Annotated in this window: 13 protein-coding genes and 4 pseudogenes; 10 read left to right on the top strand and 7 right to left on the bottom strand. The window is 69.4% G+C overall.

Going from position 1 to position 13,601, the window contains the following annotated elements; genetic code table 11:
• Positions 1-28: 28 nt before the first annotated feature.
• Positions 29-388: a DUF6223 family protein gene (locus tag ACFXMG_RS28195; RefSeq protein WP_383823572.1), complete on the bottom strand. Its 360-nt coding sequence runs from the start codon at positions 386-388 to the stop codon at positions 29-31.
• A 232-nt stretch (positions 389-620) separates the two neighbouring features.
• Between ACFXMG_RS28195 and ACFXMG_RS28190 the strand changes: the two genes are divergently transcribed.
• The 3 genes from ACFXMG_RS28190 (at position 621) to ACFXMG_RS28180 (ending at position 2,982) form a co-directional block, all read left to right on the top strand.
• On the top strand, positions 621-1,748 hold the full coding sequence (locus tag ACFXMG_RS28190; RefSeq protein WP_384902504.1) for a sensor histidine kinase: 1,128 nt from the start codon (positions 621-623) through the stop codon (positions 1,746-1,748).
• Positions 1,745-2,407 carry a response regulator gene (locus tag ACFXMG_RS28185; RefSeq protein ID WP_383830410.1) on the top strand — a complete coding sequence of 221 codons (663 nt, stop codon included), beginning with the start codon at positions 1,745-1,747 and terminating at the stop codon, positions 2,405-2,407. The genes ACFXMG_RS28190 and ACFXMG_RS28185 overlap by 4 nt, the downstream gene beginning before the upstream one ends.
• 263 nt (positions 2,408-2,670) lie before the next feature.
• Entirely contained in the window at positions 2,671-2,982 is a 312-nt protein-coding gene (locus ACFXMG_RS28180; RefSeq protein WP_383830407.1) for a DUF6234 family protein, read from the top strand.
• Between the two features lie 83 nt (positions 2,983-3,065).
• On the opposite strand, the pseudogene ACFXMG_RS28175 reads toward ACFXMG_RS28180, so the two are convergent.
• From ACFXMG_RS28175 to ACFXMG_RS28165, 3 genes and pseudogenes are all read right to left on the bottom strand, one after another.
• Positions 3,066-3,272: pseudogene (locus tag ACFXMG_RS28175) on the bottom strand (hypothetical protein); the annotation flags it as partial.
• Positions 3,208-3,612 (bottom strand): annotated as a pseudogene (locus ACFXMG_RS28170) (transposase family protein); the annotation flags it as partial. The pseudogenes ACFXMG_RS28175 and ACFXMG_RS28170, both read right to left, overlap by 65 nt.
• A gap of 60 nt (positions 3,613-3,672) precedes the next feature.
• A complete protein-coding gene (locus ACFXMG_RS28165) occupies positions 3,673-4,311 on the bottom strand; it encodes a peptidase inhibitor family I36 protein (protein WP_383830404.1) in 639 nt (212 codons plus the stop codon).
• 438 nt (positions 4,312-4,749) lie between these two features.
• On the opposite strand from ACFXMG_RS28165, the gene ACFXMG_RS28160 reads away from it, so the two are divergent.
• Positions 4,750-5,280 (top strand): GAP family protein, encoded by a 531-nt coding sequence (locus ACFXMG_RS28160; protein ID WP_383830401.1) that lies wholly within the window; start codon positions 4,750-4,752, stop codon positions 5,278-5,280.
• Between the two features lie 152 nt (positions 5,281-5,432).
• The gene (locus ACFXMG_RS28155) at positions 5,433-7,145 is read left to right on the top strand and encodes an alkyl sulfatase dimerization domain-containing protein (protein ID WP_383830399.1); all 1,713 of its coding nucleotides are present in this window, start codon (positions 5,433-5,435) and stop codon (positions 7,143-7,145) included.
• Here ACFXMG_RS28155 and ACFXMG_RS28150 read toward each other — a convergent pair.
• The gene (locus tag ACFXMG_RS28150; protein WP_383830396.1) at positions 7,108-7,350 is read right to left on the bottom strand and encodes a hypothetical protein; all 243 of its coding nucleotides are present in this window, start codon (positions 7,348-7,350) and stop codon (positions 7,108-7,110) included. The two genes, ACFXMG_RS28155 and ACFXMG_RS28150, sit on opposite strands and share 38 nt — an antisense overlap.
• 182 nt (positions 7,351-7,532) lie before the next feature.
• Between ACFXMG_RS28150 and ACFXMG_RS28145 the strand changes: the two genes are divergently transcribed.
• Entirely contained in the window at positions 7,533-8,018 is a 486-nt protein-coding gene (locus ACFXMG_RS28145; RefSeq protein ID WP_383830393.1) for a DUF1269 domain-containing protein, read from the top strand.
• 248 nt (positions 8,019-8,266) lie between these two features.
• On the opposite strand, the gene ACFXMG_RS28140 is transcribed toward ACFXMG_RS28145, so the two are convergent.
• Together ACFXMG_RS28140 and ACFXMG_RS28135 are read right to left on the bottom strand one after the other, a co-directional pair.
• Complete coding sequence (locus tag ACFXMG_RS28140) at positions 8,267-8,656, bottom strand: hypothetical protein (RefSeq protein WP_383830387.1); 390 nt, start codon at positions 8,654-8,656, stop codon at positions 8,267-8,269.
• A gap of 2 nt (positions 8,657-8,658) precedes the next feature.
• Positions 8,659-9,363: an ABC transporter ATP-binding protein gene (locus ACFXMG_RS28135; RefSeq protein WP_383830413.1), complete on the bottom strand. Its 705-nt coding sequence runs from the start codon at positions 9,361-9,363 to the stop codon at positions 8,659-8,661.
• 291 nt (positions 9,364-9,654) lie between these two features.
• On the opposite strand from ACFXMG_RS28135, the gene ACFXMG_RS28130 reads away from it, so the two are divergent.
• The 4 genes and pseudogenes from ACFXMG_RS28130 to ACFXMG_RS28115 all read left to right on the top strand — a co-directional run.
• The gene (locus ACFXMG_RS28130) at positions 9,655-11,247 is read left to right on the top strand and encodes an oleate hydratase (protein ID WP_383830385.1); all 1,593 of its coding nucleotides are present in this window, start codon (positions 9,655-9,657) and stop codon (positions 11,245-11,247) included.
• A gap of 187 nt (positions 11,248-11,434) precedes the next feature.
• Positions 11,435-11,575: pseudogene (locus ACFXMG_RS28125) on the top strand (transposase); the annotation flags it as partial.
• A gap of 460 nt (positions 11,576-12,035) precedes the next feature.
• On the top strand, positions 12,036-12,692 hold the full coding sequence (locus tag ACFXMG_RS28120; RefSeq protein WP_383830382.1) for a hypothetical protein: 657 nt from the start codon (positions 12,036-12,038) through the stop codon (positions 12,690-12,692).
• Positions 12,693-12,847: 155 nt separating this feature from the next.
• Positions 12,848-13,048 (top strand): annotated as a pseudogene (locus ACFXMG_RS28115) (IS5/IS1182 family transposase); the annotation flags it as partial.
• Between the last annotated feature and the right edge of the window lie 553 nt (positions 13,049-13,601).

The raw sequence follows: 13,601 nt of genomic DNA, 5'->3' as shown, positions 1-13,601 counted from the left end.
TGTCCGACCGCGCACGGATCTGCTGTGGTCAGCCGGCCGACTCGGTGTGGCGGGAGCGGATCAGCGCCCGGAGGCCGAGGACGATGGCGATCGCTCCCAACGGGATGGCCGCGAGGGCTCCGACGAGCCCGTTGCCGGTGCCTGGACCGCCGCTGGAGGTGGCCAGGTGCAACACTGCGAGGACCGTGCCGACCAGCCCCACGGTCATGGCCGAGATGGCGCCGGTGCGCGCGTTGCCGGTGCGGAAACGGCCGGCGACTCGGGCCAGGGCCAGCCATCCGATGGCCACACCGACCGCCCCTACCGCGAGAGCCAGGTTGGCCCCGGTCCGCCCGTCGCCGATGACTCCGCCCTCGGCAGCCGCCGTCAACACGTCTGATGCGTTCATCGCCCCTCCCCCTTCTTCACGTGGAGCAATTCCACGGCTTCGCTGTGCCTTGAGGATGTCTGGCGACCGCAGTGCCGGTCGTCCCTCAGGCGCAGGCACTTCGCGCTGCCGCCGCTGCCGCAGATGGCTACTGCGGATGCGGCAAGAGCCGCGCGGATACTGCGGGCGCGGTAGCGCCCCGCTCGTCCGCGAGCGGGACGTGCCCGCGGCGGCACCCGACTAGGGTGCGCCCATGGACAAAGGTCGGTTCGGCGTTCCGGCCGGTGTCGAAGACTGGGCGATCGCCCTCGGTGTCACGGCGTTGCTGCTGGGCACCGGTCTGTTGGGGGAGCACCCCGGCACGGGCCCCGGCATGCTCGGCTACGCGCTGCTGGCGGCCGGCGGCCTCGCGCTTGCCGTGCGTCGCCGCGCCCCGCTGACCGTCCTGGCCGTCACCGGGCTGTGTGCGGTGGGGTATCAGGCGGCGGGTTTCGACGTGCTCGCCGTCTCGTACCTGGTCGCGGTGTACGGCGCGGTGCGGGCCGGGCACCGGGCTGTCACGGTGGCGGTGTCCGTGACCATGCTGGTCGTTCTTCTCCTCACCGCCCTGGTCTTCCACGACGGACCCACGGGTGAGGCGTTGGCGCAGGCCCGACACGTCCTGGAGATCGCCTGGCTGATCGCCGCGTTCGCCGCGGGGGAGGCGCTGCGGCAGGCCGAGCAACGGGCGGACGAAGCCGAGCGCACCCGGGAGGAGACCGCGCGGCGCCGTGCGGATGAGGAGCGGCTGCACATCGCGCGGGAGCTGCATGATGCGCTCACCCACCAGATCTCGATCATCAAGGTCCAGTCGGAAGTCGCCGTCCACGTGGCCCGCAGGCGAGGTGAACACGTACCCGAGGCCGTGCTCGCGATCCAGGAGGCCGGACGTGAGGCCACCCGGGAACTGCGCGCCACCCTGGAGGCCCTGCGCGATGACGACACCACTCCGCCCCGTGGGCTCGACCACATCCCGGAACTGGTGGAGCAGACAAGCCGGGCGGGCCTGGAGGCGACGCTGACGATCGAGGGACAGCGGAGCGACGTGCCGGCCGCGGTGGACCGCACGGCCTACCGGATCGTGCAGGAGTCGCTGACCAACGTCGCCCGGCACGCCGGTGCCGCGACCGCGTCGGTCCACATCGTCTACCGGGCCGACTCACTGGCCATCCAGGTCGATGACGACGGCAAGGCCACCCCGGCCACTGTGCCGACGCCCGGTCTGGGGCTCCTCGGCATGCGCGAACGCGTCACCGCCCTCGGTGGCCGGCTGCGCGCGCAGCCGGCCACCGAGGGCGGCTTCACCGTCCAGGCCGAACTCCCCGTGGAGCGAGCGTCGTGATCCGTGTCCTGCTCGTCGACGACCAGCCGCTCATCCGCAGCGGATTCCGCGCACTCCTCGACCTCGAAGACGACATCGAGGTGGTAGCCGAGGCAGCCGACGGCGAACACGGCGTGGCGCTGACCCAACAGCACCTGCCCGATGTTGTGCTGCTCGACATCCAGATGCCGGTCCTCGACGGCATCGAGGCCACCCGGCGCATCGCCGCGGACCCGGCCCTGGCCGCGGTGCACGTCGTCATCCTCACCAACTACGGCATGGACGAGTACGTCCTGCACGCCCTACGCGCCGGCGCCGCCGGCTTCCTCGTCAAGGACATCGTGCCCGACGACTTCGTGCACGCTGTGCGTGTCGCCGCCCGCGGTGACGCGCTGCTCGCGCCGTCCATCACCCGCAAGCTGATCAACCAGTACGTCACCCAGCCGCTCCCCGCAGTCGCCGACACCGGGCTGGACGAGCTGACCAGCCGCGAACGCGAAGCCGTCACCCTGGTCGCGCAAGGTCTGTCCAACGACAAGATCGCCGACCGCATGGTGATCAGTCCCGTGACCGCGAAGACCCACATCAACCGGGCCATGACCAAACTCCACGCCCGTGACCGCGCCCAACTCGTGGTCCTCGCCTACGAATCCGGCCTGGTGACTCCCCGCAACTCCTGACATCCACGGGCCGTCCGGGGAACCCCCTGGAGCCTGCCGCCCCCCGGGCGATCAGGGCGCGTCGTTGCCGAGTACCTCGCGGGCCAGTGAAGGCTTAAACAGGAAGTAGACCAGCAGTCCCTGCAGCGAGAACGAGCCTGTGGTCAGTTCCCCGTCTGCGCTACCGACAGCTCATTGAGTATCCGTACTCATGTGCAGGGTCCGTCACAGCCGCATGCTGACCTCATGCGGTTAACAGACTGTCTTGGGCACCGGTGATGAGGATGGGACGCGGAAAAGAGCCGTCGACCGGTCAACAGGTTGGGGTCGGCCTGGCGCTCCTCATCCTGGACTTGATGGTCATCGCTTGGTTGGTGTTCGGCTATGGGATGGCCGGCTGGGCCGACAGTTATGACCAGGAGAACTTGCCCGGTGCGCCCAAGATGGCGTGGCAGGGAATGTGGCTCCTGATCGGTGGTGCAGTCATCACAGGCGGCGGCCTCCTTGCCCTGCGGTGGCGCGCCCCGGGCATCATGCAGTTGATCGTCCTGGGAGCCGGAGCAGGACTGCTCGCTGCCTTGGCCCAATCTGATTAGGGGGCCTCTGTCAAGGAACTACCCTCCGCATTGCCAACCTGCCCGTCGTTCACCAGCGTGGCCGTAGGGCATGGCGAGCCTGGTCACGCCCATAGGACTCGCTTGCGTAGGAGTTCGAATCCTGCGCAGCCGAACATCTGGCGCTTGAGCATCTTGATCCTGTTGACATGGCCCTCCTCGACGCCGGAGTTCCAGGAGAGGGTGAGGCCGGGCCGGCGGTGACGGGGTGTGGACAGCCTGGACGATGGTGCCGATCCGACGGGTGGAGCATCTGGCTCGCCGGAGCAGGCGCCAGGACTTCAACAGGGCGAAGGTGCGTTCGCCAGGCGCCCGGAGTCGGGCATGGTCGCGGTGGAACTGCTGCTGGTGGGCGGGCTGTTCGCGGCGGCGGTAGTACGGGGTGTGGACGGTGGCGCCGGCGCCCTGGTAGGCGCGGTCCGCGAGGACGAGGATCTGCCGGGTCAGGCATGCCTGGACGATGCCGTGGGCGCGGGCCGCGGTCAGATCATGAGTGCGGCCCGGCGTCGCGCGGGAGAACCACAGCGGGGTGCCGTCGGGTCGCGCGATGACCTGCACGTTCCTACCGTGTCTTCCATCTGGCCTGGCTTGACCGCGAGGCATCAGTTTCCCGCCCGGCGAGGCAGGACCCGGACAACAGCTCCTGCCCCGCCGCCCACGACAGGTGTGGGTTCAGGCCAGGTTCCACCGGCCTACCACGGTCGTCAGTGAGGCCCCGCGGCCCGGCTTGAGCTCACCGCCGTAGGCGGCGCCCAGGCAGAAGCTGCCCGAGTAGAGGGCGATGGTGTCACTGGTGCTGTTGAAGACGGCACGGGCCTCGATGCCGCCGGTGTCCTGGCAGAAGTTCGCCCATGGCTGGGTGGTCTTCTTGCCCGAGAAGCCGGTGGTCTCCCAGAAGCACACGTTGCCGCTCGCGCACGGCTCGATCACCCGGAACGAGCGTGTCTCGTCCGGCAGTTCGGTCCACCTGTTGTACTCCAGCAGCGCCACCGGGTCGCTCGTGCAGCTCGCGTCGGCGAAGATCAGCACCGACGTGCCGGACTTCAGGTTGTGCACACCCCGGGCCTTCGACGACGACGTCCCGCCCGGCCAGGTGGCCGTACCGGAAAGACAGTCGCCCGCGGATGGATTGTCGTACCGGTAGACCCTGCCCTCCCAGCCGCTCTTCTCCCAGAGGCAGACCTGCTCCTTATCGCACAGCTCGCCGGCGCTGGCGGGCGAGGCCCCCAGCAACGACCCGGCCACCGCCGTCAACGCCGCGACCGCGGAACCGACCGATCGCCCCACAGCGCTCCGCCTGCTTGTCGACATGAACGACACTCCTCTTCCTTCATCCATCGACGAACACACACCCGCCAGGCCACGCATACGGACACCACACGCACGCGCTCCCGGGCAACGGCCCCATCACGGGCTCGTCTGCCGGACTACCGACACAGCCTTCCTGGCGATACGCCCAAACCAGGCCAACGGCGTGAAAATGACCAAGATCGACTGAGAGGCGCTGAAACACAGATCCCTGCCGCGGAATCAGGCCCGGCGGCCCATCTGGGCGTTCGCCGACGGAACCCGATAGGGGCGGGGCTTGCTCTGGGCCGGGACCGTGGGGGCGTCCTGGCCGCCGTCGGGTAGCTGGCAGCGGGCGGGCACGAACCGGGATCCGCCATCCGGGCGACACCCGGAAGGTGGGCCGCGTGGCGTCATGGGACGTTGGGACCGGCCTGTTTCCGCGGTGCAGAGGGGTGACGGATGGGTGACGCGATCGGACAGATGCTGACCTCCGCGGTGACCATCGCCATCAGCCCGCTGCCGCTGATCGCGGTGATCCTGATGCCGGCCACACCCAACGGCCGCTCCAACGGCATCGCCTTCACTGTCGGGTGGATCGTCGCCGTGGCCGCGGTGGTCACCGTCGTCGTCCTCGCCGGATCGGGCGCGGACGCTTCGGGTGACGACGGCCCCGCCACCTGGACCCTGTGGCTCAAGCTCGCCCTCGGCGCACTCTTCCTCCTGCTCGGCGCCAAGCAGTGGAAGGACCGGCCCCGCGAAGGCCAGGAGGCCGCCACCCCGGGCTGGATGAAGGCGATCGACACCTTCACACCCGTCAAGTCGGCCGGCCTCGCATGCGCCCTCGTCATCGCCAACCCCAAGAACCTCGTCCTCGCGGTCGGCGGCGCCGTCTCCATCGCGAGCTCCACCGCCACGGCCGGCGGCAAGACGGTCGCCGCCGCTCTCATGGTCCTCATCGCCTCTCTGTGCACCCCAACACCGCCATCATGACCGCCCTCTTCCTGGTCCTGGCGGTGAATTGCATCGGCGACGCCCTCAGCGGCCTCACCGCCTGACAGCACCGGCCTGCTCCGACAGGCAGTGCTGAAGGCGTCGAAGTGCCGCCAACACGGAACGCTCATAGGCTCGGACAAATCACCCAGATGATCAGAGTTCCCGATGGTGTCGTACGCCAGCCCGAGCGCAGCTTCCCGCCCTACTTCGAGCAGCACCGCGACGAGTGCTGGAAGCCGGGTGTGATCAGGATCGGCGAGCTGCCGGTGTGGGTCATGCACAATCTGGACGGCTGGGCGGTCAACAGCATCCTGATCGAGGGCCCCGACGGGCTGATCGTCTTCGACACCGGCGTGAACCAGAACCTGGGCCGGGCGATCCGCCGTGAGATCGACAAGATCTCGGACAAGCCGATCGCCGCGGTGATCTACTCCCATCACCACGCGGACCACATCAGCGGCACCGACGCCATCGTCGATCCGGCCGACGTCGCCTCCGGCAAGATCCCCGTCTACGCGGGCGCGACCTTCATGGAGGAGTTCGCGGCCGAGAACAGCGCCGTCGAGCCGATCATCGGCGTGCGCGCCGCCTACCAGTACGGCGCCGCCCTGCCGGCCGAGGAGGAGTCCTACACCGGGATCGGCAAGCGGTTCATCGGCGGACCCGCCGGACAGCTGATCATGCCCACGCACTTCATCGACGGCGAACAGGAAGTGGTCCTGGGCGGGCTGCCGGTGCGGTTCTTCCCCACCGGCGGGGAAGCGGGCAGCGAGATCGGGATCCACCTGCCGCAGTTCCGCCTGGCGGTGATCGCGGACGAGGTCTACGCCGCGCTGGCCAACCTCTACACCCTGCGCGGCGCCAAGTTCCGCGACGCCATGCGCTGGGCCCGCGCCAGCGACCGCGTCCTGGACCTGGACATCGACCACCTGCTGGGCACGCACATGAGCCCGATCGAAGGCAAGGACGAGATCCGCCGCGTGCTGACCGTCTACCGCGACGCCATCCAGTACAACCACGACCAGGCCCTGCGCCTGATCCTGTCCGGCGCCGACCCCGAGGAACTGCGCACCCGCCTGACCGAACTGCCGCCGCATCTGGACATCGACCCGTTCACCCGGCAGATGTACGGCACGGTGGCCGGCAACGTCGCCCAGCAGTTCACCGGCTACCTCGGCTGGTTCACTGGCCACGCCGCCGACCTCGCCCCCACTCCGGCCGGCGAGCGCGCGCGACGCACCGTCGACCTGATGGGCGGACGCCAGGCCGTGCTGGACGCCGCCGCCACCGCCCTGAACGACAACGACCCGCAGTGGGCCATCGAACTGTCCCGCCACCTGGTCACCGCCGACCGCGACGACAAAGAGGCCCGCACCCTTGAGGCCACCGCCATGCGCGCCCGCGGCTACGCCGAACTCAACCCGCTGCGCCGCAACTGGTACCTGACCGCGGCCCTCGAACTGGACGGCACCTTCGACCCCGACGCCATCGTCAAGGCCGTGGACCTGACCGGGTCCCTGCCGGCCCCGGCCATGCTCGACACCCTGCGCTTCCGCCTGGACCCGGACATCGCCGGGGACCTGGACGCCCAGATCGCCGTCAACGTCACCGACACCGGCGACCACCTGCTGATGCACCTGCGCAACAGCGTCCTGCGCACCCGCCCCGCCAGCGCCGACGACCATCCGGCCGCCACGATCAGCCTCACCCGCGAGGACCTCGTCGCCCTGGCCACCGCCGCCGCGACACTGGACCAGATCACCGCGGCCGGCTCGGCCACCATCACCGGAGACGCCACCACCGCCACGAAGATGTTCCGCACCTTCACAGCCCGCCAGCCGGTCTCCCTCCACCTGCGCTGACCGCCCTGCCCGGTACCGGCCTCCCCAGGCCCTGGAACCCGCCGTCGTCCAGGTCGCCGAGGTCGCCGAGGTCGTCATTCACGTCGTCCCAGTCGTCGCGGACTTCCTCATCGGTGTCCTTGAACTGGTCCTTGGTCGCGGTCGCCGTATCGAGGCCGTCCAGGGCGATCGCGCAGGCGGCGGCCTTCAGCTGGAGCCGGTTCATCGGTGTCCTACTGGCTTCCGTGGATGGGCGGGGCCGAGCGGTGAGGTCCGAACGGGTGACACCGGCGCGGGATCGAGGAGAGCCGCTCGTGAGAAATGCGAATTTAGTCCGTTCAGTCTTGAATGGTTGCTGTCCGGTGCCGTTCCGGTGCCCTCGTCTGTACGTGCTCTCGCGGAGGATTCATGGCCACGCTGACCGTCTGGAAGTTCGACTCGCCCGAGGGCGCCGCCGGCGTCGAGAGCACGCTCCTGGAGCTGCAGAAGCAGGAGCTGATCAAGGTGGTCGACGCCGCCACGGTCAGCTGGCCCGCGGACGCGACTAAGCCGAAGACGAAGCAGCTGAACAGCCTCACGGGCGTCGGCGCCCTCTCGGGCACCTTCTGGGGCATGCTCTTCGGACTGCTCTTCTTCGTGCCGCTGCTCGGTGCCGCGATCGGTGCCGCCGCTGGCGCGCTCGGCGGCAAGCTGTCCGATGTCGGCATCGACGACGACTTCATCGACTCGGTGAAGTCGAAGGTCACCCCCGGCACCTCGGCGCTCTTCCTGCTCTCCCAGGACGCCGTCGTCGACCGCGTCCGCGCCGCGTTCCCCAGCGGCCACTCCGAGCTGATGCAGTCGAACCTGGACGGCGAGAAGGAGGCCAAGCTCCGCGAGGTCTTCGCCGACTGACCCTCACGTCCACGAGCCCGGCGCGCACCGACCGCGCGCCGGGCCGTCACGCACGCGAGGGGGCGACAACATGTCCGTGCGCTAGGCGGCGGCCCGCGCGGTCAAGCGCCTCGAACTGGTCGCCCTGCTGATCGCGATGGTGACCGTGAGCGTGGCGGTCGTGGTCCTGGCCACGGACGTAAGCAGGTCCTCGTCGTGCGGATCTTGGGCCGGCACGCAGCCACCTCCTTCCCGGAACACGAAGACGCTCACGGCGCGTGGACGTCGCGCCGGTCGAAGAGGGGGAGGGCGAGGCCGGCGAGGAGGAGGGCCAGGCCGGCGGGGGCGGCGTAGCGCCACCCATCGGCGGTGCTGGTCAGGGGCTCGCCGCCGAGGGCCCAGTTCCAGGGGGAGACGTACTGGAAGTCCTCCCAGCCGTCGCGGAGCGGGAAGAGCGCGGAGACGACGTACCCGGCGACGGTGAGGCCGACGCCCGCGCCGAGGACGGCGGAGGGGCGGGAGGTGAGGGCGGCCGTGATGAGGCAGGCAGCCGCCGCGACCAGGGCGGTCAGGGTGGACAGGGCGACCGTGGACAGCAGGCGTGGTGTGGAGGTGCCGAGGTCCCAGACGGCGTCCGCGATCAGCTGGACCAGGAACACGGCTACGCCGAGGCCCAGGGTCGGGTTCGGCGATCTTCACCGACAGCGGGCGGGCCGCGGCGAGCGCCGTGAGGAGCGGCTCGGGCGGTCCGGAGAGCCGGGCGCGCAGGCGTGACCCGTCCACCGCCACGTCGCTCACGCCCGGTACGGCCGTCAGGTCGGGTACGGAGGAGGGTTGGTCGAAGGCGGCTTCGACACGCTGGGCGGCGTTGCCACGCAACCGGGTCGAGGCCGCTGGTCGGCTCGTCGAGGACGAGGAGTTCGGCGCGGCTCATGAACGCGCCGACGAGGGCCACCTTGCGGCGGTTGCCGGTCGACAGACCGTGGGTCGGCTTCGCGGGGTCGAGGCCGAGGCGCTCGGTGACGTCCGTTCGGCGGGCCGGGTCGCAGTCGCCCCGCAGCCGGGCGACGGCGTCGAGGAGCTCGCCGGCGGTCGTACGGGCCGGCAGGCGCAGCTCGCCCGGCACGTAGGCGACCTTCCGCCGGGCCGCGACCCCGCCCCCGCGGGCGTCGGCGCCGAACAGGCGCACGGTGCCGGCGGTGGGGCGCAGCAGGTCGAGGAGACAGCGGATGGTGGTGGACTTGCCCGCGCCGTTGGGTCCGAGGAAGCCGACGACCTCGCCGGGCCGGACGTCGAGGTCGATGCCGCGCACGGCCCGGAAGCGGCCGTAGTCCTTCACCAGACCGTCGATCTCGACGACGTTCATGTCCACCGTCCCCTCCTCGTGGTGGTGTTCCGGCCCGCCGGGTCGTGGGCACCGCACTCCCAGTCTCGATGCACGACGGAGATCCCGTCCGGGGCCGCCAAGATGACGCTAAACGGGGTAAAACACCCACGCCACTTGCGAGCCGTGAACCGGGCGACCACGCCGACGGCGCCCGGCCTGCTCCGTTCGCGGGATCTGCGGAGGTGGGACAGGCTCGGTGGGGGTGGCCGGGCCGCACAGCCCGCTCGCGACCGCTCCGTACTCGCTCCCGCCTCATCCGGAGGTCAGCTCGTGCCGGCATCGAAGAACTCCAAGGTCTACCTGGTCGGCGGAGGCATCGCCTCGCTCGCCGCCGCTGCGTTCCTCGTCCGGGACGCCGGGGTGCCAGGGGGGAACATCCACATCCTGGAACAGCTGCCGATCGCCGGCGGCTCGATGGACGGTGCTCCGGCCCCCACCGCCGAGGGCGGATACGTCACCCGGGGCGGCCGGATGTTCGAGGAGGAGCATTACGTGTGCCTGTGGAACCTCCTGGAGTCGATTCCGACCCTGGACGATCCGGCGATCTCGGTACGGCAGGAGATGCTCGCCTTCAACATCGAGCACCCGACGAACGCCAAGGCCCGGATCATCAATGGCGACCGTTCGATCGCCGACGCCTCGCAGCTCGGGCTCGACGCCCGCGACCGCGCCGACATGACCCGTCTCCTCGCTCTCCCGGAGCGGCTGATCGGTGCCCGTCGCATCGACGACTTCTTCCAGCCGCACTTCTTCACCACCAACTTCTGGTGCATGTGGCGGACGACGTTCGCGTTCCAGACCTGGCACTCGGCGATCGAGCTGAAGCGGTACTTCCTCGCCTTCGTCCAGGAGTTCGACCGCATCCATACGCTGTCCGGCGTGCGGCGCAGCAAGTACAACCAGTACGACTCCGTGATCCGCCCGGTCCAGGAGTGGATCACCGCCCAGGGTGTCCGCACCGACTTCGGGGTGACCGTCGCCGACGTCGACTTCTCCGACGACTCCGCGCGCCGGATCTCCCGCCTGTACCTGGAGCGGGACGGCGTCGAGGACGGGACGATCGAGCTCGGGGAGGACGACTACGCGTTCCTGACCCTCGGCTCGATGACCGCCGACACCACCTACGGCGACCGCACCACCGTCCCCGCGCTGATCCGCGACAAGCGGGACGGCTCCTGGCGCCTGTGGGAGTCGATCGCCAAGAAGGCGCCGGACTTCGGCCGCCCCACCGCCTTCTGCGGCAACATCGACGAGACCAAGTGGGAGTCCTTCACCCTCACCATGACCGGCCGCACCCTCCTGGACCGCATCCAGGCGTACACCGGCAACGTCCCCGGCGAAGGCGCCCTGATGACCTGGAAGGACTCGTCCTGGCTGCTTTCGGTCGTGGTGCCGGCCCAGCCGCACTTCCGCGACCAGCAGGAGAACACGTACACGCTGTGGGGGTACTCCCTCTTCGGTGACGTCCCCGGCGACCACGTCCGCAAGAAGATGGACGACTGCACGGGCGCGGAGATCCTCGACGAGCTCCTCGGGCACCTCGGCTTCGACGACATCGCCGACGAGGTCCGCGCCACCACGCAGGTCACCACCGTCCAGATGCCCTACATCGACGCCCAGTTCCAGCGACGCGTCGTCGCCGACCGGCCCTACGTCGTCCCGAAGAGCGCCCGGAACTTCGCCTTCCTCGGCCAGTTCGTCGAGATCCCCGAGGACGTCGTCTTCACCGTCGAGTACTCGGTCCGCTCGGCGATGATCGCCGCCTACCACCACTTCGGCGTCGACAAGGAGATCCCGCCGATGTACCACGGCCTCGCCGACCCCAAGATCGCCTGGTCGGCCCTGAAGACCGCCTTCGCCTGATGCGGGTACTGCGCCGCACTCCCCGCATCGAAAGCCGTCTCCCGGCGCCCGTGGCACTGTTCACACTTGCTTGCCAGGCGTGCCCTCCTCGGCGCTGTTCAAGTTCCTCGACCGCTACGCCGGCCGTCCTCGCCGACCAGGGTGGCCGACTGATCCTTTGCGTCACCCAGCAGCTGGGCCGTCATCTCGCTGGACCGTCGAACGCACCATGGCCTGGCTCGCCGGCTGCCACCGACTCCACCGACGCTACGAACGCGAAGCCGACCACTTCCTCGCCTTCACCAGCATCGCCTGCACCCTCATCTGCTACCGCAGACTCACTTCCTGATCCGCCGGCGTGCGACCGGACGCACGGATTCGCGTGACGAGCCCTCGACAGGCAGCCCCGCCACAGAGCTCGAGGGCGACCTGATGTGGCTCACCCCTCATGCGCAACGGTCTGGCCAGCGCGTCGAACCCACAGACGTACTCGTCGGGGCATCTCCCACCATGTCTCGGCGGAGGCTCGGTCCCGGAGGACGTACATGTAGTCGTCGTCATCGAAGAGGACTACGGGGCCGATCGGCATAGTCACGCGTGGAGTATGGCGCCCCCGTGCAGGTCAGATACGCATCCTAGTAAGCCTGAGCCCAGTCCACGCGCCAAATGAGATGACCTCTAAGGGCGTCCGCCAGTGGGTCATCGGGATGCGCTGCTGTCAGCGTCGGCAGCACCTACTAGCGGATCACAACCGCTGGAGTGGACAGTATGCAGACTCCCATGTCACAGGCCGCCCGTAGCCTCTCGGCATGCAGACAACTCTGATGATCTACGAGGGCTCCGCACCTGCCGACTCCGACGTCCCGCGTACCGGGGGCGTGCCGCTGGCTCCGGCGGGATTCACCTGGCCCATGTGCGGCTCCTGCTGTGGAGGGCCATTGCAGTTCTTCGCCCATCTCCCCGTCGAGGACGGCGTCCTGTCGGTGTTCGTGTGCCAGAACGACCCCGGCGCATGCGAGTTCTGGGACGCGACGTCCGGCGCGAACCGGGTCTACCTGTTCCCCCGGGAGGCACTGCGGCCGGTGGCTGTGCCCGGGACGGGAGTGACGCTGCTGCCCGCCACCTCGGCCATCCGCACCCACGTCGTGACGCTCGACCACGAAGATGCCTGCGATTTCGAGGAAGGGATCGAGCCTGACGCCTACGACCTGGCCCGTTCGGGATGGAAGCGGGAACCCGAAGAACGATTCGGGAGGCAGCGCGAAGTGCTCGGGTCACTCGGAGGTAGCCCCTCCTACCTGGAGGACGACCGACTGCCCGCATGCCCCTCCTGCACCGGCACGATGGAATTCGCGGCACATCTGGAGGAAGGTATCTCCACGCAGACCGCGATGAACCTCGGTGGCCAGCTGGGCTACGTCTTCGTCTGTCGCGTTTGCCGCGAAGGTGCCTTTCTCACAGACTGAGCACACCGCGCCACGACCAACGCCCCGTCAGTCGCCCACCAGGGCTGACGGATGAGTGGGGCGTCCGCTCGTAGGTGCTGCAAGCGTTGACAGTAGAGCAGACACGGTTCACCCGATCATGGAATTCTCTACGCTTCATGATCACCGGGGGATCCGTGCCTGCCGCCCCATCACGCGTTCTCGACCCGATCCGCGACCAGTTCCTCGCGCTCCTGCCGCCGCGCGAGGAACGGCACCCGCTGGGCTGCCACAACCCGAGGATCAGCGACGCCGTCGTCTTCGACCGGCTGGTACAGGTCCTGGTCTTCGGTTGCGGGTACGAACGCGCCACCGACGAACACTGCTCGGCAGGGACCGCCTGCTTCACCACCGGCACGCCCCCCGAAGCCATCGCCGACTTCCTCCGCGCCATCGAGGCGCGCACCGACCCGGCCGTCAACTACGACGACCCGGCACGTCCTCGACACCCTGTGCGCGCACGGCTGGGCGCGGGACATCGACGACCTCGTCGCCGCCTTCGCCACATCGCTCTCCGCGCCCACCCCAGTGCTGCGCCGCAACCTGCCTGAGAGCGCCGCCGGCCGCCTCTTCGTTACGCCCGCCCCCTGACCCGCTGCCCGCACCAGGCGTACCTCTTTCGAGGTCGCTGACGACGAGCGCCGTCGCCACGCCTGCGGCAGAATCCCTGCCCGCACTGCGCGACGGAAAATGAGGACGGCCCCTGGCTCCGATACGGAGCCAGGGGCCGTCCTCGTGCGCGTTCGGTCAGCCCTGTGCCTTGTCGACCGCGCGGGACAGGTGCGTGTCGACGAGGGCGGGGGAGCCGGACACGACGATGAGCACGGAGCCGGCGCGGACGGCGGTCTGCTTCATCACGGTGTCGCGACCGCCCGCGGTAAAGGTGAGCAG

It is taken from the genome of Streptomyces sp. NPDC059201 (assembly GCF_042754585.1).
GTDB lineage: Bacteria > Actinomycetota > Actinomycetes > Streptomycetales > Streptomycetaceae > Streptomyces.
Note: the sequence above shows the minus strand (reverse complement) of the source record. Positions and strands in the feature narration are given on the sequence as shown.